This is a genomic window from Pauljensenia sp. UMB6358 (assembly GCF_030216865.1).
Classification (GTDB): domain Bacteria; phylum Actinomycetota; class Actinomycetes; order Actinomycetales; family Actinomycetaceae; genus Pauljensenia; species Pauljensenia turicensis_A.
The window spans coordinates 1-25,115 of record NZ_JASOMS010000012.1 but is presented as its reverse complement, the minus strand read 5'-3'; the positions used below and the strand labels follow the sequence as shown (position 1 = coordinate 25,115).

The 25,115-nt window shown below is 56.9% G+C and carries 19 protein-coding genes and 1 tRNA gene; 19 read left to right on the top strand and 1 reads right to left on the bottom strand.

What is annotated here, in order from left to right; translation table 11 throughout:
- The first annotated feature begins 105 nt into the window (after window positions 1–105).
- The 19 genes from rplK to QP381_RS07860 all read left to right on the top strand — a co-directional run bounded on the left by rplK (window position 106) and on the right by QP381_RS07860 (window position 22,437).
- Window positions 106–537 (top strand): 50S ribosomal protein L11, encoded by a 432-nt coding sequence (gene rplK / locus QP381_RS07950; protein ID WP_006680229.1) that lies wholly within the window; start codon window positions 106–108, stop codon window positions 535–537.
- Window positions 538–605: 68 nt separating this feature from the next.
- Window positions 606–1,322, top strand: coding sequence for a 50S ribosomal protein L1 (gene rplA, locus QP381_RS07945; protein WP_006680228.1), 717 nt, complete (start codon window positions 606–608; stop codon window positions 1,320–1,322).
- A 347-nt stretch (window positions 1,323–1,669) separates the two neighbouring features.
- The gene (gene rplJ, locus QP381_RS07940; RefSeq protein ID WP_006680227.1) at window positions 1,670–2,191 is read left to right on the top strand and encodes a 50S ribosomal protein L10; all 522 of its coding nucleotides are present in this window, start codon (window positions 1,670–1,672) and stop codon (window positions 2,189–2,191) included.
- A gap of 90 nt (window positions 2,192–2,281) precedes the next feature.
- Window positions 2,282–2,662 carry a 50S ribosomal protein L7/L12 gene (gene rplL / locus QP381_RS07935; RefSeq protein WP_006680226.1) on the top strand — a complete coding sequence of 127 codons (381 nt, stop codon included), beginning with the start codon at window positions 2,282–2,284 and terminating at the stop codon, window positions 2,660–2,662.
- 214 nt (window positions 2,663–2,876) lie between these two features.
- Window positions 2,877–2,951, top strand: a tRNA-Asn gene (locus QP381_RS07930).
- A 611-nt stretch (window positions 2,952–3,562) separates the two neighbouring features.
- The gene (locus QP381_RS07925) at window positions 3,563–5,083 is read left to right on the top strand and encodes a sugar ABC transporter ATP-binding protein (RefSeq protein ID WP_006680225.1); all 1,521 of its coding nucleotides are present in this window, start codon (window positions 3,563–3,565) and stop codon (window positions 5,081–5,083) included.
- Window positions 5,080–6,081 (top strand): ABC transporter permease, encoded by a 1,002-nt coding sequence (locus tag QP381_RS07920; RefSeq protein WP_006680224.1) that lies wholly within the window; start codon window positions 5,080–5,082, stop codon window positions 6,079–6,081. The genes QP381_RS07925 and QP381_RS07920 overlap by 4 nt, the downstream gene beginning before the upstream one ends.
- Window positions 6,082–6,175: 94 nt before the next feature.
- Window positions 6,176–7,222 (top strand): ABC transporter substrate-binding protein, encoded by a 1,047-nt coding sequence (locus QP381_RS07915; protein ID WP_006680223.1) that lies wholly within the window; start codon window positions 6,176–6,178, stop codon window positions 7,220–7,222.
- Between the two features lie 121 nt (window positions 7,223–7,343).
- Window positions 7,344–9,104 (top strand): L-fucose isomerase, encoded by a 1,761-nt coding sequence (locus tag QP381_RS07910; RefSeq protein ID WP_006680222.1) that lies wholly within the window; start codon window positions 7,344–7,346, stop codon window positions 9,102–9,104.
- A 203-nt stretch (window positions 9,105–9,307) separates the two neighbouring features.
- Window positions 9,308–10,717, top strand: coding sequence for a rhamnulokinase (locus QP381_RS07905; RefSeq protein ID WP_006680221.1), 1,410 nt, complete (start codon window positions 9,308–9,310; stop codon window positions 10,715–10,717).
- On the top strand, window positions 10,692–11,687 hold the full coding sequence (locus tag QP381_RS07900; protein ID WP_006680220.1) for a LacI family DNA-binding transcriptional regulator: 996 nt from the start codon (window positions 10,692–10,694) through the stop codon (window positions 11,685–11,687). Before QP381_RS07905 ends, QP381_RS07900 begins: the two co-directional genes overlap by 26 nt.
- Window positions 11,688–11,702: 15 nt before the next feature.
- Entirely contained in the window at window positions 11,703–12,134 is a 432-nt protein-coding gene (locus QP381_RS07895) for an RbsD/FucU family protein (RefSeq protein WP_006680219.1), read from the top strand.
- 246 nt (window positions 12,135–12,380) lie between these two features.
- Window positions 12,381–13,127 carry a DeoR/GlpR family DNA-binding transcription regulator gene (locus tag QP381_RS07890; protein ID WP_006680218.1) on the top strand — a complete coding sequence of 249 codons (747 nt, stop codon included), beginning with the start codon at window positions 12,381–12,383 and terminating at the stop codon, window positions 13,125–13,127.
- A 10-nt stretch (window positions 13,128–13,137) separates the two neighbouring features.
- Window positions 13,138–14,490, top strand: coding sequence for a dihydrolipoamide acetyltransferase family protein (locus QP381_RS07885; protein ID WP_006680217.1), 1,353 nt, complete (start codon window positions 13,138–13,140; stop codon window positions 14,488–14,490).
- A 19-nt stretch (window positions 14,491–14,509) separates the two neighbouring features.
- A complete protein-coding gene (gene lpdA, locus QP381_RS07880; protein WP_006680216.1) occupies window positions 14,510–15,877 on the top strand; it encodes a dihydrolipoyl dehydrogenase in 1,368 nt (455 codons plus the stop codon).
- 32 nt (window positions 15,878–15,909) lie between these two features.
- Window positions 15,910–18,360: an alpha-ketoacid dehydrogenase subunit alpha/beta gene (locus QP381_RS07875; protein ID WP_219585448.1), complete on the top strand. Its 2,451-nt coding sequence runs from the start codon at window positions 15,910–15,912 to the stop codon at window positions 18,358–18,360.
- A gap of 95 nt (window positions 18,361–18,455) precedes the next feature.
- Window positions 18,456–19,757: a PHP domain-containing protein gene (locus QP381_RS07870; RefSeq protein ID WP_006680214.1), complete on the top strand. Its 1,302-nt coding sequence runs from the start codon at window positions 18,456–18,458 to the stop codon at window positions 19,755–19,757.
- Between the two features lie 21 nt (window positions 19,758–19,778).
- Window positions 19,779–20,798, top strand: coding sequence for an SDR family NAD(P)-dependent oxidoreductase (locus QP381_RS07865; protein WP_006680213.1), 1,020 nt, complete (start codon window positions 19,779–19,781; stop codon window positions 20,796–20,798).
- A 34-nt stretch (window positions 20,799–20,832) separates the two neighbouring features.
- On the top strand, window positions 20,833–22,437 hold the full coding sequence (locus QP381_RS07860) for an alcohol dehydrogenase catalytic domain-containing protein (RefSeq protein WP_103632460.1): 1,605 nt from the start codon (window positions 20,833–20,835) through the stop codon (window positions 22,435–22,437).
- Between the two features lie 506 nt (window positions 22,438–22,943).
- Here QP381_RS07860 and QP381_RS07855 read toward each other — a convergent pair.
- Complete coding sequence (locus QP381_RS07855) at window positions 22,944–24,383, bottom strand: alanine/glycine:cation symporter family protein (RefSeq protein WP_285068342.1); 1,440 nt, start codon at window positions 24,381–24,383, stop codon at window positions 22,944–22,946.
- Between the last annotated feature and the right edge of the window lie 732 nt (window positions 24,384–25,115).

Genomic DNA, 25,115 nt, shown 5'->3' with positions numbered 1-25,115 from the left:
TGCACTTCGTGTGTAGTGGGTTCAGTGCGCCTTCAGCGCCCTGCCTCTACATGCAACCAGAAGGAATTCCGTTCTTCTGGTAATTGAACAAGAAAGACCCGAAATATGGCACCGAAGAAGAAGGTCACCGGCCTGATCAAGCTTCAGATCGCAGCCGGCGCCGCAACCCCTGCACCTCCGGTTGGTCCTGCACTGGGCCAGCACGGTGTGAACATCGTTGAGTTCACGAAGGCCTACAACGCTGCAACTGAGTCGCAGCGCGGTTCGATCGTTCCGGTTGAAATCACCGTTTATGAAGACCGTACGTTCACCTTCGTTCTGAAGACTCCGCCGGCTTCCGAAATGATCAAGAAGGCCGCTGGCCTCCAGAAGGGCTCCGGCACCCCGAACACTGTGAAGGTTGGCTCCATCACCATGGACCAGGCTCGCGAAATCGGACAGGCAAAGATGGTCGACCTCAACGCGAACGACATCGAAGCCGCAGCCAAGATCATCGCCGGCACCGCCCGCTCCATGGGCATCGTCGTCGAAGGCTGACCCCAAACTATTTCCCGTGGTAGGGCATGCGCTGCCCGGAACCCACAACTGCAAGGAGAAGAAGCAGAATGACTAAGCGCTCCAAGAGCTACCGCGCCGCGGCTGAAAAGATTCACGCGGACATTCTCTACACCCCTCTCGAGGCCATGAAGCTGGCCAAGGAGACCACCGTCACCAAGTTCGATTCGACCGTCGAGGTCGTCTTCCGACTGGGTGTTGATCCTCGCAAGGCTGACCAGATGGTGCGTGGCACCGTCTCGCTGCCTCACGGCACCGGCAAGACCTCCCGGGTCTTGGTCTTCGCTGTTGGTGAGCGTGCGCAGGATGCAATCGACGCTGGTGCTGACGAGGTCGGTGGCGACGAGCTCATCGAAAAGGTTGCTAAGGGCTACACCGACTTTGATGTCGCCGTTGCAACCCCGGACCTCATGGGCAAGGTTGGTCGCCTCGGTCGCGTCCTCGGCCCGCGTGGTTTGATGCCGAACCCGAAGACCGGCACGGTCACCATGGACGTCGCGAAGGCGATCAAGGAGATCAAGGGTGGTCGTATTGAGTTCCGCGTCGACAAGCACTCGAACCTTGCGTTCATTGTTGGCAAGTCCTCCTTCACCGCAGAACAGCTCGCCGAGAACTACGGCGCTGTCCTGGACGAAATCCTTCGTCTGAAGCCGGCTTCCGCCAAGGGGCGCTACATCTCGAAGGCAACCGTCTCCACCACGATGGGCCCGGGCATCCCGCTCGATGCCACGAAGACGAAGAACGTCGCAACTGCTGACGCTTCCTGATGTTGAACTCCCTGTAGGGGAATGAAACATTGACGTATGAGTGGGCTTGATTGGCTTAAACACCAATCAAGCCCACTCACGTTTTATGTTCATGGGTTGTGTGAGTGAGTATTGAGGTCTGCGTGCCCTACTGCACATCGTCGCGACTGGATTTGCTTCACCCCATCCTGCTAGTCTGGTCACTGCCGAAGACCGTCGGTTTCTCAGGAAACTGAGATGAAATGCGAAAGCTGTCGACGTAGGTGAGTGACTAGTCAGCAATGACTACACCGGACATTTATGCCCGACACGAACCTACGTGTCGGGCTTTTTCATTACTCGGTGGTCACTTATCTGGAAGGAGGACCATGGCGAGGTCTGACAAGGTAGCAGCAGTTGCCGAACTCGTGGAACGTTTCCGCGCGTCTGACGCTGTCCTGCTCACTGAGTATCGCGGCCTGACCGTTGGCCAGCTCAAGCAGCTGCGTCGCGGACTGGGCGAAAACGCGAGCTACGCCGTGGTGAAGAACACGCTGGCAAGGCTGGCGGCACAGGAAGTCGGCCTCGGCTTCCTCGCTGAGGACCTGAAGGGTCCGACCGCTATTGCTTTCGTCACCGGTGAGCCTGTTGAGGCTGCCAAGACGCTGCGTGATTTTGCCAAGGAAAACCCCCAGCTCGTCCTGAAGTCGGGCGCAATGGATGGCGTAGCGCTGTCCGTTGAGGGTGTTAAGAAGCTTGCTGATCTGGAATCCCGCGAGGTTCTGCTGGCCAAGACTGCCGGCGCCCTCAAGGCGAAGATTTCGCAGGCGGCGTACGCATTCAACGCGCTCCCGTCCAAGACGGTGCGCACCATCGATGCTCTGCGTGCACAGCAGGGCGAAGCGGCCTGAAGCGACAGGCCCCGCGCGTTCGATTCGTAACCGCGTGGAACTCACCAACAATCTGCTCGCAAGGCAGGCCAATTAGGAAGGATGCCAATCATGGCAAAGCTCTCCAACGATGAGCTCATCGAAGCTTTCAAGGAAATGTCCCTCATCGAGCTCTCTGACTTCGTCAAGCTCTTCGAAGAGACCTTCGACGTCACCGCTGCTGCTCCGGCTGCTGTCGCCGTTGCTGCTGCTCCGGCTGCTGCTGAAGCTGCTGAAGAAAAGGACGAGTTCGAGGTTGTCCTCGAGTCCGCAGGTGATAAGAAGATCGCAGTTGTCAAGGCTGTCAAGAACCTCACCGGTCTCGGCCTGAAGGAAGCCAAGGATCTTGTTGACGGCGCACCGTCGACCATCTTCGAAGCTGCCAAGAAGGACGACGCTGAGAAGGCAAAGGCTGAAATCGAAGAAGCAGGCGGCAAGGTCACCCTTAAGTGATTTCGTCTTCTTACCTGACGTGTCTTTGTGCGCATAGAAGGTAAGAAACGCTTCAGCGATTCATTCGCTTGAAACTGTCCCCTGGGAGTGATTCCCGGGGGACAGTTTTTGCCTGATGAGGTCCTGTTTATGCTGTGTTTCAAAATGAGGCGCGCACCACGCAGAGTCAATTTGCAATCAGCGGTTGAACTTCGGCATAATTAACAGGTCGCAATCCCGCGTAGCTCAACGGCAGAGCATCCGACTGTTAATCGGACGGTTACTGGTTCGAATCCAGTCGCGGGAGCCACATAACTGGGGCTTCAGTGAGTTACTCACTGAAGCCCCAGTTTCTTGGGACTAATGCCCATTTTTGTGTCTTAATTTTGGTGTTTTGGCCAGGGTGCTTTGTGATGAGGGGTTTAGTTAGCTTTTTGGGCTTGTTTTCTAAGGGGTGTTGACTTTCGGGCATTATCCCCAGTTTCATGCCTCTATAGCTCGTGCCTTCGGGCACTGTGGGGGAGTCGCTATTTGATGTGCCCGGCCTCGTCGTTGACTAGCGGAGGGGCGAACGCAACTCGCTCCCTTGCGTTCGTGTGTAGTGAATCGTCCCCACTGGAATCTGCTGTTTGTTGACAGATTTTTGCAGGTTGGAGATGCAAATATGTCCAATTGAAATGGTCGTTAGGTCAGTGCGTGAAAGCTCTCGGGGTGCTTTTGTTGATATCTCGCGAGTCCTTTTCGTTAGCGGTAACGATTTAATAACGGAGCGTCATTTTCGATTTCAAAGGCGCTCTCAGTTGTCGTAGGCTTATCACACGCCAATGAGGGCGATTCCTGGGGCTTGTTTCGGTAGCGCTAACGAGTTTCAGATAACAAACTCCGGCCACACTGTAGTGATCGGTACCCAAGGGGTGAGAAGTGACAAAGTTACTTGAGTTAAAGGGGATCTCAAAGACATTCCCTGGCGTCAAGGCGTTGTCCAACGTGGACCTTGACCTTAACGCTGGCGAGATCTTGGGTCTCTGTGGTGAGAACGGCGCCGGTAAGTCGACGCTGATGAAGGTTCTCACTGGTATCCATAAGGCGGATCCGGGCGGTGAGATTTGGCTCCAGGGGCAGAAGGTTGATGTCAAGAACGCCAACCATGCTCGTGATCTGGGTTTGAGCATCATTCACCAAGAGCTCAACATTATTCCAGACCTCACGGTTGCGCAGAACCTGTACATCGGTCGTGCTGGCTCCCACAAAGGCTCGGTCATCAACGACCGCAAGCTCAACAAGGATGCTAAGGAGCTGTTCGAGCGCCTGAACATGGACCTGAACCCGGCGGACACCTGCCGTGACCTCACGGTTGCCCGTCTGCAGATGCTTGAAATTGCCCGTGCACTTTCCTACGAGTCAACGAAGATCCTGGTCATGGACGAGCCCACAGCTCCTCTGACCACGACTGAGACCGAATCCCTGTTCGAGCTCGTTCGCAACTTCATTACTCCGGAAACCGGCCTGATCTTCATCACGCACCGTATGCCTGAGCTCAAGGAGCTCACTGACCGCATCTCTGTTCTGCGCGATGGTGAGTACGTCGGCACCGTCGATACCAAGGCCACCGAACTCTCCGAGGTTATTCGCCTCATGGTTGGTCGCGAGGTTCCGGCTGATGCTCGCCCCACCACTAAGCCTCTGTCTGACGAAGCAGTTCTGAAGGTTGAGCACCTGTCCACGAAGAAGGCCGTCCACGATGTGTCCTTCGAGGTTAAGAAGGGCGAAATCTTCGGCTTCGCAGGTCTCGTTGGCGCAGGTCGTACCGAAGTTGCTCGCGCTCTCTCCGGTGCTGACCCCCATACTTCCGGCGATGTCTACATCAACGGTAAGAAGGTCTCGATCCGCAACGCAGCTGACGGCGTTAAGGTTGGCATCGGCTACCTCTCCGAAGATCGTAAGCAGTTCGGTCTTCTTCTCGACAAGACCATCGCAGACAACACTGCAATGGCTACGATGAGCGAATTCACCAGTGCCGGCGTCATCAACTCCAAGAAGATCGACGCAGTAGCTCAGGAATACGTCGCGAAGCTCCGCACTCGTACCCCTTCGATTCACACTGAAGTTCGTTCCCTCTCTGGTGGTAACCAGCAGAAAGTCGTTATCGCCAAGTGGCTTGTCCGCGACTCCGACGTGCTGATCTTCGACGAACCGACCCGAGGCATCGATGTTGGCGCGAAGGATGAAATCTACACACTTCTGGAGGCTCTTGCCAAGCAGGGCAAGGCGATCATCGTGATCTCCTCCGAACTGCCTGAGGTTCTGCGCCTGGCAAACCGCATCGCAGTTATGGCCCACGGCCGCATCATCGGCACACTCGACAACGAGGTCGCCACCCAGGAAAACATCATGGAACTGGCCACCGTTGGTCAGGAAGAAGCGAATGGAGTTCTCGCGTGAGCACCGCAGCTACTAAGGCGGAAAAGTCCACCAGCCCGGTGGCAGCCTTCTTCAAATCGAACATGCAGCTAGTCATGGTGATCATCGCACTGGTCATCATCTACGCATACTTCATGTTCGCAGCCCCGAACTTTGCGCAGCCGAAGATCTTTACCGATATTCTTCTGCAGGCCGCCTACACCGGCGTGATGGCTCTCGGCGCAACGTTCGTTATCGCAACATCCGGCATTGACCTCTCGGTCGGTACGGGCATGACCCTCGTCGCCGTTATGGCCGGTGTCTTCCTGTCGGCTGACTGGCTGAACCTGCCCCTGGGGGTCGGTCTTATCCTCGTTCTCCTGTTCGGTGCTTTCGTTGGTCTGATCAACGGCCTGAACATCTCGATTCTCGGTCTTCCGCCGTTCATTGCAACACTGGCAATGATGATGGTGGCCCGTGGTCTGGCACTGATCATCTCCGATAAGTCCACGATCTCGATCGCAAACCCTGGCTACATCGCACTATCCACCGGTTCGATCATCCCGGGCGTTTCGAACGCAGCAGTCATCTTCATCATCTTGACGATTCTTGCAGCGTTCCTGCTGAACAAGACCCTCCTTGGTCGTTACGCTCTGGCCATTGGCTCGAACGAGGAAGCAACCCGCCTCTCCGGTGTGAACGTCCGCCTCTGGAAGGTCATCATCTACATCACCGCTGGTGTCTTCATGGCAATCGGCGCAATCCTCTACTCGGCACGTTTCGGCTTCGTCCAGCCCGCTGAAGGCGTCGGCTTCGAACTCAACGTCATCGCAGCAACCGTTATCGGTGGCACGTCACTCTCCGGTGGCCGCGCATCGATCCCAGGTGCATTCGTTGGTGCACTCATCATGGAAACCCTGAAGAAGGGCCTGACGATGATGGGTGTTGCTTCTGAATGGCAGCTGGTCGTTACCGGTATCGTTGTTCTCCTCGCAGTCTTCATTGACAACATCCGCCGCGCTCGCGAGAACGCAGCCTGATAAAACCAATTGAATCCGTGAATCTTACATAGGCGTTTGATTCACACCCTCAAGAAGGCAAACGTCTTCTTGGCCCCCACGAAAGGAAAAACACATGCGCCCCATCGGCCGTATCGTTGCAGTCGCAGCAGCCGGAACCATGGCCTTCGGCCTGGCAGCTTGCTCCACCTCGAACACCTCCGAGTCGGGTTCCGACGCAGCGGCATCGGGCTCCGATTCCGCATCAAAGGAAGAGGTCACCGAGCAGTCTGACGAAGTTCCTGCTGGCGATGGCACCAAGACCATCTACCTCGTCTCCAAGGGCTTCCAGCACCGCTTCTGGCAGGCAGTGAAGGAAGGCGCCGAGGACGCCGGCAAGGAGTTCAACTACAAGATCCAGTTCGTCGGCCCGGACGACGAGACCAAGGTGACCCAGCAGCTCGACCAGCTCCAGGCAGCACTCGACACCTCCCCGGCAGCTATCGGCCTTGCAGCTCTCGACTCGGGCGCAGCAACCCCGCTACTCACCCAGATTGAGTCCGCAGGCATCCCGCTGGTCGCATTCGACTCCGGTGTTGACTCCGACCTCCCGCTGACCACGGTTTCGACCGATAACAAGGCAGCAGCAGCTGAGGCCGCAAAGCACATGATCGAACTGCTCGATGGCAAGACCGGCTCCGTCGGCGTGATCTGCCACGACGCAACCTCCACCACCGGCAAGCAGCGTTGCGATGGTTTCAAGGAATACTTCAAGGCCAACGCACCCGAGGGCCTGAAGCTCCTCGAAGAGCAGATTGCAGGCGAGGTCGGCAAGGCAGCTGACACCTCCAAGGCCATCATCCAGGCAAACGACGACATCGTCGGCATGTACGGCTCCAACGAAGCAGCAGCTTCCGGCGCCATCCAGGGTGCTAACGAGTCCGGCAAGACCCTGACCGTTGTCGGCTTTGACTCCGGCAAGACCCAGATCGCTGCAATCAAGGACGGCACGCAGGCCGGCGCCATCACCCAGGCACCGAAGCTCATGGGCTACAAGACCGTCACTGCAGCCATCCAGGCAATCAACGGCATCGCACTCCCGAAGACGATTGACTCCGGCTTCTACTGGTACGACGCATCCAACATCGACTCTGACAAGGTCGCTCCGAACCTCTACGAGTGATGTTGACTGAGTTGGGGTGGGCTCATTCACTCGGGCCCGCCCCAACTCACACGTAGGATCCGAGGGGTGTGAATCGCCCCCCACTCAACAATGAAGTTTTGATCAAGGAATGAGGGAACAAATGACTGATCACCCCCGCATCGGTATCCGCCCGGCAATCGATGGTCGCCGTCGCGGTGTCCGCGAAAGCCTCGAAGAGCAGACCATGGGCATGGCTGAGGCTGTTGCCAAGCTCTTCTCCGAAAACCTCCGTTACACCGACGGCACCCCCGTCGAGTGCGTCATTGCTGACACCACCATTGGTCGTGTCCACGAAGCAATGGCTTGCGCTGACAAGTTCCGCGTCAACAATGTCGGCTTGACCCTGACCGTTACCCCCTGCTGGTGCTACGGCACTGAAACCACGGACATGGATGCCACCATGCCGCACGCAATCTGGGGCTTCAACGGCACCGAGCGCCCCGGCGCTGTCTACTTGGCAGCAGCTCTTGCTGGGCACGCACAGATCGGTATCCCCGCATTCGGCATCTACGGCAAGGATGTCCAGGATGGCGATGACAATTCCATTCCGGAAGATGTTCGTGAGCGTCTTCTGAGCTACGCTACCGCTGGTCTTGCAGTTGCCCAGATGCGTGGCAAGGCATACCTGTCCATGGGCTCGGTTTCCATGGGTATTGCTGGTTCTGTCGTCAACCCTGACTTCTTCGGTGCCTACCTTGGAATGCGCAACGAATACATCGACATGTCCGAGTTCGCCCGCCGCATTGAAGAAGGCATCTACGATCCGGAAGAATACGAGAGGGCTTACACCTGGATCCGCGAGAACTTCAAGCAGGGCAAGGACTGGAACCCCGAAGATTGGCAGTTCCCAGAGAAGCATGAGGACTGGTGGAAGTTCGTCACTAAGATGACCTTGATCGGTCGCGACCTGATGAACGGCAACCCACGTCTTGCAGAGCTCGGTTTTGAAGAAGAAGCTGGTGGCCACGGTGCTATCGCCGCAGGTTTCCAAGGACAGCGCCAGTGGACCGACCACTTCCCGAATGGTGACGTTATGGAAACCATTCTGAACACGAACTTCGACTGGACCGGTCCGCGTCAGCCCAACGTTCTTGCAACCGAGAACGATTCGCTCAACGGTGCTTCGATGCTGTTTGGCTACCTGTTGACCAATACGCCCCAGATCTTCTCCGATGTTCGCACCTACTGGAGCCCCGAGTCCGTCGAGCGCGTCACCGGCTGGAAGCCGGAAGGGCGCGCGGCACAGGGCTTCCTTGACCTGCGCAACTCCGGTTCCACCACCCTTGACGGTGCTGGCAAGGCAACCCGTGACGGTAAGCCCGTCATCAAGCCGTTCTGGGAGGTCACCGAAGAAGACCAGAAGGCAACCCTTGAGGCAACCACCTTCCACCCAGCATCGACAGGTTACTTCCGCGGTGGTGGTTTCTCGACTCACTTCCGCACTGAAGGTGAAATGCCTGTCACCATGATTCGCATTAACCTGGTTGCCGGCAAGCCAGTCATGCAGATCTGCGAAGGCTGGACCGTCGAGCTTCCTGACGAAGTTGCTTACACCATCGAAGAGCGCACGAATATCGAATGGCCGACTACCTGGTTCGTTCCGAACCTCACCGGTGAAGGTGCCTTTAAGACGACCTACGATGTCATGAACAACTGGGGCGCAAACCACGGCGCGATTTCCTACGGTCACAACGGTGCCCTGTTCATCACGCTTGCCTCGATGCTCCGTATCCCGGTCAACATGCACAACGTTCCGGAAGAAAAGATCTTCCGCCCGAAGGCATGGTCGCTGTTCGGTACCGTTGATCTCGAAGGCGCGGACTACCGTGCATGCGAGACCTTCGGTCCGATGTACCGCTGATTGTTTAGTCGCAGTTAGCTGACGAAAGTCAAAGCGGTGGGTGAGCCCATTAGGGCTCACCCACCGCACCGACTCTCAATGTTGAGAGTCACCCAAGCGTTCAATGATGACGCGGACCATAAAGCTATAAAACACTCAAAGTCGCCACTTCGCATTGACGCGAAATGAGCATCCCGCCTGCCGTACCAGGAAGGACCCGTTTAATGACCACCGCACTTGCTGTTGACCTCGGTTCCGCTTCGGGTCGAGTTCTAGCTGGAACTATTGTTGATGGCCGTCTTGAGATCACTGACGTTCACCGTTTCAAGCATCAGGCAATCCGTGACGAAACGGGTTCGTTGACTTGGGACGTTGACACGATGTGGGAACAGACCGTTATCGGTTTGAAAAAGGCAGTGGAACAATTCCCGGACTCGGTGTCTGTTTCCGTGGATACGTGGGGTGTTGACTTCGTTCCCCTCGATGCAAATAACGAGCGAGTTGGCAAGGTTCGTGCCTACCGCGACGAGCGCACCGAGCGCACACACGAAGAATTCCGCTCGCGCGTTGATGATCGCACATTCTTTGAAATGTCGGGTATCGCCCCGGCAACGATCAACACAGCAAACCAGCTTCTGGCTTTTACGTTGGAAGATCCAGAACTTGCTGCCAAGACCGACTCGATTCTTTTCCTTCCTGACTACTTCGCCTGGAAGCTTTCCGGAGTGAAGGGCTGGTCGCGCACCATCGCCTCTACCTCGGGTCTATGTGAACCGGGCTCACCACGATTCAACGACGCCATGTTCGAACGCCTCGGCTTGGATCGCTCGTGGGTTGGTGAATTGAATGACGACCTCACCGCTGTTGGGCAGTGCACCGTCGAAGGCCTCGAGCAACTGACCGTCGTCCGCGGTGGTGCACACGACTCCGCATGCGCAGTTCACGGTCTGCCCATTGATGAAGGCGTCCGCGCGTACTTCCTCTCGTGTGGTTCTTGGTCAGTTCTTGGTGCTCTTGAGGATCACCCGCTGATCTCGGATGCTGCATACGAACGTGGTTTGACGAACGAATCTCGCACTGACGGGGGAGTTCGCCCGCTCTTCAACATCACGGGTATGTGGATTCTTCAGGAAATCCAGCGTCAGTGGGAGCGTGAAGGAACTCCGACTGATACGGATGAGCTTGTCGCGCAGGCCCGTGAATGTGCACCGTGCACCGTGTTCTTCAACCCGGATGACCCGCGCTTTGCTGAGCCTGGTGAGATGCAACAGAAGATTGATATTGCCCTCGATGACCAGTGTGCTCCGCATCCGACCTCGATGCCCGAGTACGTTCGCCTGATTATCGAATCCTTCGCTCGTCGCTATGCGCGTGCGATTGATGAGCTGACTCAGATTTCAGGAGAGCGACCCGATCAGCTGAACCTTGTGGGTGGAGGTGCCCGCAACCACCTGCTGTGCGATCTCACGGCAGAAGCGGCGCAGGTTCGTGTTGTTGCCGGCCCGATTGAAGCTTCAACTCTCGGTTCGCTTCTTGCTCAACTCGAACTTCTTGGACACCTTGATCCCGCGGATCGCCCCGCGATGATTGCGGCAACGGCAAAGACCCATGTCCACACGCCGTCCAACAGGTAAGAAGGTCTCGCTAGCAGACGTTGCGCGTTTAGCGGGCGTCTCATCGAATACCGTTTCACGCGTTGTTCGCGGTGATCCTGAGGTTGCGGATGCGACGCGTGCGCGTATTTCCTTGATCCTTACTGAAGTTGGGTATCGACCGAATTACGCGGCGCGCGCGCTTGCGTCGAATCGGACGGGCGTTCTGCACGTTTTGCTGGCTGCCCCGATGTTTCACGGGCATGCGAGGGTTTTGCTTTCGGTTTTGAATGCAGGTTCTGAAGCCGGCTATCACGTGTCGCTTTCAAACGCATATGTGCCAAATGGTGAACTGCATAACGACGTGGCGCCATTCGATGTTGATGGGGTTGTGATCCTTGCTGGACAGGACCCGAGCGTTGACCTTGCCATTCAGATTGGCAAGCGGGTTCCGACGGTTTTGGTGCTGACTAGCGAACACGATTTGGATGGAATTTCGACAGTGTCCATTAATAATGTTCGAGGCGCAGAGCTAGCGACTGATCATCTGCTGAATCAAGGGATTACCGACATCGTTCATGTTGCGGGCCCGTCGGGTTGGTCTGATGCTTCCATGCGCTTGCAGGGCTTTAAACTCTCGTGCGAAGAACACGGAGTCGAAGGCAAAGTGATCGAGTCATATTCGTGGAACTCGCAAGATGGATATGACGCTATGCGCTCGCTGGCAGAGCTTCCCCAGGGAATTCAAACAGCGAATGATCAGTTGGCGCTTGGTGCCATGCGATTGATTCACGAACGGGGAGCGAAGATTCCGACAGACGTTAAGGTCGTTGGATTCGATGATATTGATGGCGCTGATTGCTATGCCCCTCCGCTGACGACTGTTCGTCAGCCTTTTGACCGCCTTGGTCGTGCTGCTGTTCGTATCGTGTGTTCGATGATGCGCGGCGGTAAGAGCGAGGATGTGACGATTGACCCTGAGCTGATCATCCGGTCCAGCTCGATTGAATAGAAAGGACAGATCTTCATGATCTATGGAGCAATGACGCACCCGCAGTTCCTGCGTGCACTGGCCGCGGCTGGCCACGGTTCGAAGATTCTGCTTGCTGATGCGAACTACCCGCACACCACCGGTGTGTCTGAGCGTTGCGAGCTTATCTCGCTGAACTTCGCTCCTGGCATGCTGGACGTTCTTCAGATTCTGGAAGTTCTGAAGCAGGTCTGCCCGATCGAGAAGGCAGAGATCATGGTTCCGGCTCCCGATCAGCCGGCCGTTGAGATCCCGATCCATGATGAGTTCAAGGCCCAGTTGCCCGATACCGAGTTCGGTGAGCTGTCGCGTTTCGACTTCTACGATGCAGCGCGTAGCGAAGATGTGGGCATCATTGTGGCGACTGGCGAACAGCGCCTGTACGGCAATCTTTTGCTGACTGTGGGCGTTCGTCAGCCCGGAGAATGAGTCTTTCGTAGAACTTTCATACGAAACTGCACTGTTGTTCAAGCGCGTTGAGTGTTTGAGCGACAGTGCAGTTCGTTATTTGGCGATTTTTCAGTGAAAATTGCGTATATTTTCGTGAGTTTTTCAGTGAATTGTCGCTATTATTTCTTGTGAGGCAGGTCTTGTTGATTTTCGTTTTAGTTGCTAGACTGTAAAAACCGAAACGAAAGTGACAATCTAATCGATGCTCACGAAGAGGGGATGGGTGTGGGGCGCGCACAACGAACCAGTTACATCCTTGATCGCCTTGCCGTTGAAGGCGAGGTGAATGTTAACGTCCTGGCTGAAGAACTCGACGTTTCGCCTGTCACGATTAGAACCACTTTGAAGGACCTCGAAGATGAGGGTCATCTTGTTCGCACCCACGGTGGTGCTCGTCCGACTGCCTACCGCAATATTCGACTGCGTCAGTCTGACCGAATCGAGGACAAAGAGCGCATTGCCCGCGCGGCCGCCGAAATGGTGCGCGACGATGATCGCATCATGATCGAAGCTGGCACGACGTGCGCTCTTGTCGTCAAGCACCTGACCGGACGTCGTGGCGTTCAGGTCGTTACTAATTCTCTTCTTGTTTTCCAGAATGCTCGTCCGAACCCGCATATTCGGGTCACGCTGACCGGCGGTAGCTTCCATGCTGAAACCGAATCTTTGGTCGGCCCTGTTACAGAGCGTTCCATTAATGACTTCAACGCGCGCCTAGTATTTCTTGGCACTGACGGATTCAGTGTCGAACGAGGTCTGACAACCCAGCTCGCTGAAGGTGGGCATGTTGGCAGTCTCATGCGAGGGCGCACGGAGGAAACCTGGTTGCTTTCAGACTCTTCGAAGTTTGGGCGAGCAGGCTTCGTTAGCTTCATGGGAATTGAGGACGTCACCGGCATCATTACCGATGGCGACCTTCCTGAAGAATCCATCAAGGAATTGACCGAGCGTACGCAGCTACGCATCGTCTAGGAGGAAACACATGGCCACCATCGTGGTGATGCCCCAGCTGGGCAACTCTGTGGAGTCGTGCATTATCGTCGAATGGCAGGTTTCGGTTGGCGATACCGTCGCTGTTGACCAGACTCTCTGCTCGATTGAGACCGACAAATCCACAATGGAGGTGCCGAGCACTGACGCCGGTACCGTCCTGAAGATCCTGTGGGAAGAGGGCGACGAGGTTCCGGTTAAGGATCCGCTCATCATCGTCGGCGAGCCCGGCGAAGATATTTCCGCTCTTGTTCCCGCTGACGATTCGGCGGACGAGGCCGGCGCTGCTGAAGCAGCGGCGGAAAGCGCTCCGGCTCAAGAAGCAGCTCCCGCGCCGTCCTTTGCTACGACCGCTGCGACCGGTGCAGTCTCCCCGCGCGCTCGTGCTCTTGCCGGTTCTAAGGGTATTGACACCGCTGCGATTGCTGAGGGCTCCGGTCCTCACGGTCGCGTGATCGAACGTGATGTTCAGGCCGCTATTGCAGCAGGCCCCGCGTACACTTCAGCGGCGCAGGCGCAAGGAGGTGTGGCTACTGGCGAAGGCACCGGTATTGGTGGTCGCGTGACGACTGCTGATCTGGCAAACCCGACTGCTCCGGCTCCCGTCGTGGCGACTGCAGTTGCAATTCCTGCTGCAGAGTTCCCGGGTGCTTCCACCTCCGAGAAGCTCAAGGGTGTCCGCAAGGTTGTTGCTTCGCGCATGATGGCATCCCTGCAGGAGTCGGCACAGCTGACCCTCAACACGACGGCCAACGCAGCCGGCATTCTTGCGATGCGCAAGAAGGTCAAGAACTCAGACGAAGCTCTGGGCCTCAACAAGATCACCCTGAACGACCTCGTCTGCTTCGCAGTGTCCCGCACGCTCCCGAAGTACCCGGTTTTCAACGCTCACCTCGAGGATGGCACCCTGACCAAGTTCGAGCAGGTTCACCTCGGCTTCGCAGCCGATACTCCGCGCGGTCTTTTGGTTCCCGTGATCCGCTCCGCTCAGGCCCTGTCGCTCAAGCAGTTCTCTGCTCAGGCAAAGAGCCTCGCAGCTGACGCCATCGCTGGAACGATCAGCCCCGACCTTCTTGGTGGTGGCACTTTCACGGTGTCCAACATCGGTTCCTTCGGCATCGAAACCTTCACCCCGGTCATTAACCGCCCGCAGACCGCAATCCTCGGCGTTGGCACCATCACGCCGCGTCCGGTTGTCAAAGCTGACGGCGAGATCGGTGTTGAACAACGTATCAACCTGTCGCTTACGATCGACCACCAGGTCATTGATGGCGCCGACGGCGCACGCTTCCTGAAGGACCTCGTTGTCGCTATCGAAAACATCGACGTCACTGTTCTGGCTTGAGTAATTAGGAGTACACATAATGACTGAAACTCACTACGACGTAATTGTCCTCGGCGCAGGCCCTGGTGGCTACCTTGCTGCCGAGCGTCTGGGGCACGCCGGCAAAAAGGTTCTTCTCATTGAAGAGCAGTACCTTGGTGGCACCTGCCTTAACGTTGGGTGCATCCCGACCAAGACCCTCCTTGCTGGTGCAAAGAACTACCTGCACGCCAAGGAAGCTGGTCAGTTCGGTGTTGACGCAACCGGCGTGACCCTCGACTGGGGTCGCCTGCAGGACTGGAAGGAAAAGGTTGTTAAGGGCCTCGTTTCCGGTGTTGCAGCAACCGAAAAGCGAGCAGGCGTCACCGTTGTGTCCGCACGTGGTCACTTCGACGGTCCCGGCAAGGTCACCGCTGACGGTATCACCTACACTTCCGAGCACGTCATCATCGCAACCGGTTCGGTTCCCGCTGTTCCGCCGTTGCCGGGTGTCAAGGACAACCCGCACCTGGTCGATTCGACCGGTATCCTCTCTCTGCCTGAGGTCCCCAAGCGTCTCGCCGTTATCGGTGGTGGCGTTATCGGCGTCGAGTTTGCTTCACTGTACTCGACCCTCGGCTCGGAGGTCACGATTATCGAAATGACCCCGGAAATCCTGCCATTCATGGATGATGACATGGCTGCCAAGATGCGCGCAGCGATGAAGGGCATCACCTTCGAACTCGGTTGCCGCGTTGAGTCTCTCGACGGCGCAACGGTCCACTACTCGAAGGGTGACGAAAAGAAGGTCCTCGAAGCTGACGTCGTGCTCATGGCTGTTGGCCGTCGCTCGGCAACCGCTGGCTGGGGCGCCGAAGAAGCGGGTCTCGAAATCAACCGAGGCATCGTTGTCGATGACTGCATGCGTACCAATCTGCCGAACGTGTGGGCAATTGGTGACGTCACCGGCCGTTCACTGCTAGCACACGCCGCATACCGCATGGCAGAAATTGCTTCCGCGAACATCATCAACCCCGATGCATGCAAGGTTGGCGAGGTTATGCGCTGGAACACTGTTCCGTGGGCAGTCTTCTCCATTCCCGAGGCTGCAGGCGTTGGCCTCACCGAATCTGCTGCAAAGCGCGAAGGCCGCGACGTCCTAGTTGCAAAGGTCCCCGCTCAGATGTCTGGTCGCTTCATTGCGGAGAACGGCTTCAAGGCTCCTGGTGAAGCCAAGATCCTCGTTGATCCGAAGACCCACCAGGTCCTCGGCATCCATGTGCTCGGCGCATACGCAGCAGAAATGATCTGGGGCGCACAGGCCGTCCTCGAAATGGAACTGACCGTCGAAGACCTCCGTCAGGTTGTCTTCCCCCACCCGACTGTCTCCGAAGTTATTCGCGAGGCTGCCTGGGCCGTCAAGCTCTGAACCTCCACAGACGAAGAAAGAAGTAAGACACAATGACGAAGTCTCTGATCATCGACCCGTCGCAGGTCCGCGCGACAGGTCATATTCAGTTCCCGGACATCCCGGTGAACCAGTACACGTTTGATCTCGATACCGAACTTGGTCGCTACGGCAAGGACGGCATGGTGAACATGCTCCACGACATGATCGTGGTCCGTACCTTCGAATCCATGCTTGACTCCATCAAAAAGACCGGCGAGTGGCAGGGCATTGCCTACAACCACAGGGGTCCGGCTCACCTTGGTATCGGTCAGGAATCGGCATACGTTGGCCAGGCATCAGTCCTGACCCCGGATGACCAGGTTTTTGGTTCGCATCGTTCGCACGGTGAAATTCTTGCCAAGTGCTACTCGGCAATGCGCCAGATCGAAAACGGTGAGCTTGAAAACATCATGAAGACCTTCCTCGACGGCGAGACCCTCTCGTTCGCAGAGAAGATCGACTACAAGGACACAAAGGACCTCACCGAGAACTTCATCCTCTTCGGTGCCCTCGCGGAAATCTTCGCCCGCAAGTCCGGCTTCAACCGTGGCCTCGGTGGCTCGATGCACACCTTCTTCCTGCCGTTTGGCTCCTATCCGAACAACGCAATCGTTGGTGGCTCTGCTCCAGTCGCAAACGGTGCAGCACTCTTTAAGCGCATCAACCGCAAGCCCGGCATCGTTGTCTCCAACGTCGGCGACGCAGCCCTTGCATGTGGTCCGGTCTGGGAAGCAATGAACTTCGCTTCCATGGATCAGTTCCGCACGCTGTGGCGTGAAGAGGACGGTGGCAACCCGCCGATTCTGTTCAACTTCTTCAACAACTTCTATGGCATGGGCGGTCAGACCTTCGGTGAGACCATGGGGTACGACATCCTCGCCCGTGTCGGTGCAGCCCTCAACCCCGAGGCTATGCACGCAGAGCGCGTCGACGGTATTAACCCGCTGGCTGTTGCCGACGCCGTCTCCCGCAAGAAGAAGATCCTCGAAGAGGGACGTGGCCCGGTCCTCATGGATACCATCACGTACCGCTTCTCTGGTCACTCCCCGTCGGATGCCTCCTCGTACCGCACCAAGGACGAGGTCGAGCTCTGGGAGAAGGTCGACTGCATCAAGACCTACTCGGATTTGTTGATCTCCAACGGTCTGACCACGCAGTCCGATATTGAGGACTACACCGCTGCCCTCACCGAAAAGCTCGTCAAGGTCCTCAAGCTTGCCATCGACGAAGACACCTGCCCGCGCGTTGCCGACGGCTACATCGACACGGTTATGTTCTCGAACACGCCGACCGAGAAGATGGAAGAAGGCGAAGCGGAGATTGATCTCGAAAACAACCCGCGCGTCGCCGCGATCTCGCGCAAGATCCGCACCGCTAAGGACGAGAACGGCAAGCCCGTTTCCAAGATGAAGATGTACCAGTTCCGTGATGGTCTCTTCGAAGCTATGCTCCATCGTTTCAAGGAAGATCCGACGATGGCCGCATGGGGCGAAGAAAACCGTGACTGGGGTGGCGCATTCGCTGTCTACCGTGGCCTGACCGAAGCGCTTCCGTACCGTCGTCTGTTCAACTCGCCGATCGCTGAAGCGTCAATCGTCGGCGCAGGCGTTGGCTACGCAATGGCCGGTGGCCGTGCAGTTGTCGAACTCATGTACTGCGACTTCCTCGGCCGAAGCGGCGACGAGGTCTTCAACCAGATGGCAAAGTGGCAGTCCATGTCCGCTGGCCTGCTGAAGATGCCTCTCGTCCTCCGTGTCTCCGTTGGTAACAAGTACGGTGCACAGCACTCGCAGGATTGGTCGGCATTGACCGCCCACATCCCGGGCCTCAAGGTCTACTTCCCGACCACGCCGACCGATGCAAAGGGCATGCTCAACCTTGCTCTTCGTGGCACCGACCCGGTTGTCTTCTTCGAATCCCAGCTCCTGTACGACAAGGGCGAAGAATTCGAGCCCGGTGGTGTTCCGGAAGGCTACTACGAGACCCCCGAAGGTGAACCGGCAATCCGTCGCGAAGGCACCGACATCACGATCGCCGGCTACGGCGCAACGATCTACCGTGCACTTGAGGCTGCTGATGTCCTTCAGGAGAAGTACGGCATGAGCGCCGAGGTCATCGACCTCCGCTTCGTCGCACCGCTCAACTACGACAAGCTCATCGAATCCGTGAAGAAGACAGGTCGCCTGCTTCTCACCTCCGATGCTGTCGAGCGTGGCAACTTCCTCAACACCGTTGCAGCGAACGTCCAGACTCTCGCATTTGACGCTCTCGACGCGCCGATCGCGGTTGTCGGCTCGCGCAACGGCATCACCCCCGGCCCCGAGTTGGAGTCCTACTTCTTCCCGCAGGTCGAGTGGATCATCGACACAATCCACGAGCGCATTGTTCCGCTCCCGGGCCATGTGCCCTCGTCGAACCAGACTGAAGGCGAGATTGCTCGTCGCAACCGTCTCGGTCTCTGATGATTGACCCGGTGGGGCGGGCTTCGGCTCGCCCCACCGGTGCCATCAGGCATTTAACGCTTTAATTTTTTTCTACATTTCGATACGAGGATCCGATGGACGCCACCAACGACGTTAGCCTGAGCCAGGAGGACCGCCTCGCCGCTCTTGCCGCAGTTCTGAATGATGAAGAGTTCCCCGCGTGGGTTCCTGAATCGAACAACCACATTCATACGTGCTACTCCTTCAGCCCCTACACGCCGACCGCTGCAGCATTGAATGCTCGTCGCGCAGGCCTGCGTGTTGTTGGCTCCGTCGATCATGACTCGATCGCAGCTGCGCCCGAAATGACCGGCGCATGTCGTCTGCTGGGAATGGGCTCAGTCACCGGCTTTGAAATCCGCGCTTTCTTTGATCCCGACGGTCCGTTTGCTACTCGTAAGCTGAACAATCCGGACTCCGAAGGCATCGCCTACATGACGGTTCAGGGTGTTCCGGCTCCTGCTCGCGAAAAGGTTACCGAGTGGTTGGCGCCCAAGCGCGCTGCCCGTCTCGAGCGCACCCTGAAGATGGCTGAGGCCGCGAACAAGATCCTCGTTGGTCTTGGCCTGGAGCCTTTCGATCCTCAAACTGACATGGTCGGCATCTCTCAGTATGCCAACGGTGGCGGTATCACAGAGCGCCACCTGCTTGCCGCGATGGCATCGGCTCTCATTAAGGGATTCGGTCGCGGTCAGAGCCTCGTCGATGGCCTGAAGAGCATGGGTGTCAACATTCCGCCAGCCCTCGAAGGCGCACTCGGTGACGCTGAGAATCCGCACCTCGTCTACGATCTTCTGGGTGTACTGAAGTCGGAATACTTGGGTCGCATCTACATTCAGCCCACTGACGAGTTGCCGACTGCGAAGGAAGTTGTTCAGTTCGCAGATTCCATCGGTGCCATTGCCACCTACGCCTACCTCGGTGATGTTTCCGCTTCGCCGACCGGCGACAAGAAGGCTGAAAAGTTCGAAGATGAATTCCTTGACGAGCTCTTCGAAGCTCTCGAAGAAAAGGGCCTGCGCGCTGTTACCTATATGCCTCCGCGTAACACTCCGGAACAGCTCAAGCGAATCCATGAACTCGCAGTCAAGCACGGCATGCTCGAGATCTCCGGCGTCGACATTAACCAGCCACGCCAGCTCTTCAACTGCCCCGAACTGCGTCGCCCCGAGTTCGAAGATCTCAACGAGGCCACGTGGGCACTTGTCGCGCACGAGGCCCTGACCAGCTTCGATCCGAAGTACAACATCCTGGGTAGCGAGCGACTCACTCCTGAGCACCTTGCCGTCCGTATTGCTTCCTACGCTCCGCTTGGACGCGCTATTGCTGATGGCGCAGATCCGGCTGAAGTCGCAGCAAATATTCCTACCGTCTGAGAACTATCCGAAGGATTAAACATGACTCATGCACCGTTGCTTCGAGGCCTGTTCCTGAGCGCGCTTGCTCGACCGGTCATCGTTCGCCCAACCGATAAGGCTGCGACCCTGACCCTCGATGCCAACCTTGAAACGGTTGACGCTTCGACTCTTTCCGAAACCGAACTTCCCGTCGTCGTCACCGTCGGCGAAGAAACCTACGAGATCACCGCGACCCCGCGCAACGACCGTGAAATCTCCGGTCGTGTCGCGCTGGTTACCGGTGGCGCACAGGGCTTCGGTGCCGAGATCGCCAAAGGCCTCGTCGGCCAGGGTTGCTTCGTCTACATCGCTGACCTGAACGGCGAAGGCGCTGCTGCCAAGTGCAAGGAACTCGGCGAAGACACCACGTACCCGATTACCGTCAACGTTGCGGATGAAGAATCCGTGACCGCGATGACCGAGGAAATCGAAAAGGTCACCGGTGGTATCGACCTGATCGTCTCTAACGCAGGCATCGTTCGTGCGGGATCTGTCCTTGAACAAGACGCATCTGCTTTCCGCCTGTCGACCGACATCAACTACGTCGCATTCTTCCTGGTTACCAAGCACCTTGGTGGTCTGCTTGCTCGTCAGCATGCAACATCCGGTGCATGGCTGACCGACATTATCCAGATCAACTCCAAGTCCGGTCTGGTGGGCTCGAACAAGAACGCCGCATACGCAGGCTCCAAGTTCGGTGGCATCGGCCTGGTCCAGTCCTTCGCCCTCGAGATGGTCGAGCATGGTGTCAAGGTCAACGCAATCTGCCCCGGTAACTTCTACGACGGCCCGCTCTGGTCTGACCCCGACCGTGGCCTGTTCGTTCAGTACCTGAACTCGGGCAAGGTCCCCGGCGCGAAGACTGTCGCGGACGTCAAGGAGTTCTACGAAGCAAAGGTTCCGATGCGTCGTGGTGCCCAAGGCATCGACGTTCTGCGCGCGATCTTCTACATCGTCGAGCAGGCATACGAAACCGGCCAGGCCGTCCCGGTTACGGGTGGCCAAGTCATGATGAACTGAGCGCAAGCTTGATCCGGAAAATAAGGAGAATCCAATGACTGAGTACCCCGAATCGCAGTATGCGATCCAGATCGTCGGCGCCGAAGAATTCGTCGTCAACAAGGAGAAGGGCATCGACAAGGTCGGCCCTCACCAGATGATGCTCAAGGTTGAGGCATGTGGCATCTGCTTCTCTGACACGAAGCTGTTGCACCAGTTCGACAAGCACCCGCGTAAGTCCGAAGTCATCGCGGGAATCACCCCCGAAGCACTTGCCGAGATCCCGAACTACCGTCCCGGCTCCCAGCCGACGGTTCCGGGTCACGAGCCCGTTGTCCGCGTCGTCGAGGTAGGCGAGAAGGTCACCCACTTCAAGGTTGGCGATCGTCTGCTGGTCCAGGCTGACTGGAAGCATCTGCGCACTGCGAAGTCCAATGGCGCATTCGGTTACAACTTCGACGGTGCCCTTCAGGAATACACGGTCGTCGATGAGCGTTGTGTCGTCTCCCCCGAAGGTGAAGAGTTCCTGATCCACGTGACCGAGGGTCCGTCGGCAGCGGCCGTTGGCCTGATCGAGCCGTGGGCAACCGTTGAAGGCTCCTACGCGTGGGCAGAGCGCAACCACGTTGCAGACGGTGGTCGCCTGCTGGTTGTCGGCGAAGGCTCTGTCGAAGAGCTGACCGCTGATCACAAGCCTGCGCAGATCGTTACCGTTGACGTTGCCGGTATTGATGGTCTTGAAGGACAGACCTTCGATGACATCGTCTTCTTCGGAGCGGACGCGGACGGCATTGAAAAGGCGTCTCTGCTGCTCGGTACCCGTGCGGTCATGTGTGTTGTCCTCGGCGGAGAAACCATCTCCCGCAAGGTCAGCCTTGACATCGGTCGTGTTCACTACGACTTTATCCGCTTCTGTGGCACCGTCGGCACGGACCCGCGCGAAGGCTATGCATGGATCCCCGCTAACGGCGACCTGCGTCCGAACGATAAATGCGCGTTCATCGGTGCCGCCGGCCCGATGGGTGTGATGCACACGATGCGTGCGGTCACCTCCGGTGTTGAGGGCATCTCCGTTGTCGGCACCGACCTTTCTGACGATCGCCTGGCAGGTCTGAAGAAGACCGTTGGCCCGACCGCCGAAAAGAACGGTGTTCCGCTGGAGATCATCAACACCTCCACCACTCCGCTTGAGTACGGCTACACCTACATCACCTGCCTGGTGCCGGTGCCGGCGCTGGTTTCTCAGGCTGTCGATATGTGTGCAGATGGTGCGATCCTCAATGCGTTCGCTGGTATTCCGGCGGGCACCTTTGGTGACTTTGATCTGCAGGGCATCATCGAGCGCAAGATTTTCATGCTGGGCACGTCAGGCTCTGATGTTTCCGATATGCGTACCGTTCTGCGCAAGATCGAAGCCGGCATCATTGATACGTCGATCTCCCTGTACGCAGTGACCGGTATGGCAGGCTTCGGCGACGCCATCAACGCGGTGATCAACCGTACGTCGGGGGGTAAGATCATGGTCTTCCCGACCCTGCATGACCTTGGTTTGACGCCGCTGACGGAACTTGGTGACAAGTACCCTGAGGTTGCTGCCAAGCTGGTGGATGGTCTGTGGACGAAGGAAGCTGAAGAAGTTCTTCTCGAAGTAGCCAAATGACGTTTCTGGGTGGTTTTTGAAGGGGAAAGCTACCTAGCAACTCAGCGGTAAGCCTCATCGTGGCGCAAGCCTTTGTTCCTTTCGTGCTCGTGCCAGTTGGTGAATAATTGCCGAGGCCTGGGCCGGATCTGCATTGCAGGTCCGGCCCAGGTGTGTTTGTCCCTGATTGAGGTTGGTCAAGAGCCTTGGGCTGTGACTGGGTTATGCGCGTCTGTGGGCCTTGTGCGTGTGCGCTGGTGTACGAGGTTCGGTGTGGCAGGTTTTGTCGTCTGAGATGTTGTTTTACCAGCTGGGAGCCTGATTTCGTTGCCTCGTATGCCTGAGCTGGAAAAACTGACTGGTGGGATGATTCGCGAAACGGAAAGCGTGTACCCGCCTGATGAATGCCGATACGAGGCTGCCTTCTCGAAATTAATCCTGAAAAAGGTAAAAGTGTGGCCCTCGCTCATTTCTGAACGAGGGCCACACGTCACGGATGTGAGGTCAGAACTAGTTGAGCGTGATTATCACTTCCAGTAGTCGAGTTCTTCGGTGATACCGATGGAAGTCGCCTTGAATTCGGGGTTCTTTCCAGCCTTGCGCTGCGCCTGGTAGTCGTTCGCAGCCTTAATGGCCTTGTTGCCCAAGATGATGATGACCGGCAGGTTGATCAGAGCCATGAGACCCATCAATAGGTCACCAAGGTTCCATGCAACTGAGAAGTCCAGAAGAGCACCCGAGAACACAAGAATCACTGCGATGCCACGGAAAATCTGCAGCCCCCAGATCGGAACGCGTCCACCAGCGAGGAAGCGCAGGTTGACCTCGGCGTAGTAGAAGTTACCGATGATCGTCGTGAATGCGAAGAGCAGCAACGCGGTGGTCGTGAACGGCAGAGCGACGCCACCGAGAACGGTCTGCATCGAAGCTGTAACCAGCGGAGCGCCCTTCAGATCGTCACCACCCTGGACGCCAGAGGAGAGGATCAGGAACGCGGTCAGAGTACAAATGATCATCGTGTCGATGAAGACGGAAAGCATCTGGACCAAGCCCTGCTTCACGGGGTGTGAAACAGATGCGGACGCAGCCGCGTTCGGAGCAGAGCCGACACCGGCTTCGTTCGAGTAAAGACCGCGCTTAATACCGAGCATCATTGCCGAGCCGGCGAAACCGCCGAAGATTGCTTCAAAATCGAAGGCGCCTTGGAAGATCGCGGCGAGCATTGCGGGGATGTTCTGGTAGTTGAAGATGATGACGATCGCAGCAACGGTCAGGTAAATGAGGGCCATGATCGGAACCAAGACGCCGGTAACCGAAGTCAGGCGCCGTGTGCCCCCAAAGATTGATAGTGCCATCGCGATGGCAAGGATTGCGCCGATGATGTACGGGGTCGAGCCTTCGTGGTACCAGGAGTACGAGGTGAATGCGTCAGCGACGTTGAACGAGGCCAGCAGGTTGAAGCCACCCATGTAGGTGAGGATCAATGCGATTGCGAAGATCACTGCAAGCCAACGCTGCTTGAGCGCGATCTGGATGTAGTACGCGGGGCCGCCGATGGAATGGTCGTCAGCTGAGTGGCCACGCTTCTTGTAGATCTGGGCAAGTGTGGATTCGATGAATGCTGACGCGGCGCCGAGTGTTGCGATGACCCACATCCAGAAGACGGAGCCTGCGCCACCAAGAGCGACTGCGGTACCGACTCCGGCGATGTTGCCGACGCCCACGCGCGATGCGGTGGAGACCATCAGTGCGCGGAAGGATGAAAGCTCGCCTTTCTTCTCTGGGGGCTCGGTGACCACGCGGATTGATTCGCGGAACATACGCACAGGCAAGCCTTTGGTGCGAATGAAGAAGTAGAGGCCGCCACCGATAAGCAGTGCGATCAGGATGTATGAGTACAGCCAGGTGTTGAGAACGTCGAGGACTGTGTTAATCGAGTCGACAATCGATGAAGAAGCAGGAAGCATGCTCGTTACCTTGTCGGAAGATGGGACGCTACATGGCGTAGCGATTGACAAGGTGATTGTACGGGAAAGGCAAAGGACTAGTCACGTTTGGGCTAATGTTTGGAAAATCTAGGAAAGGGAAAGGAAAAGCTTCTCCAATTCAGCAATGCTTGTCTCCTGGTTTTCGTCGTTGGATACGCATTCGCGCAGGGTGAATGCTGATGCCCTGAAGCGTGGGCTCATTGCCATCAGGAACTATTGGACTACTGAGACATGACGGTGAAGCAATCGTCGATTGCTTCGAAGACCCTAAAGGAAGAGGAATGAACAATGTGTCGACCGGTGAAGTGTGACATCTGCGGAAAGACGACGTGGGCTGGCTGTGGACAGCATATTGACGCTGTCAAGGCATCGGTTCCTGCAAGCGACTGGTGCCCTGGTCACTGTGAGGAGAGTGGCAATCGTCAGAAGAAGAAATTTGTGTTTAGCTCGTCAAAGTGGCTGAATTTGAGGAGAAAATGAGCCTTCGCGCCGAGTGTGGTGACGCTCACGTCAAAATGATTTGACGAGTTGCCACGAAGGTGTGTAAATTATTTTCCTGTCGCCGAGAGCGAGAAAAGCTCGAATCGACTGCCTCCCTCACTGAGGTAACCAACGAAAGTTGAGTGCTTTTGGTGGGTGTGTGGGTGTTGTTTGTGAACTCGATAGTGTGTTTGTTTTTATGCCTGTTTTTTGTTTTTGAGTTTGTTTTTA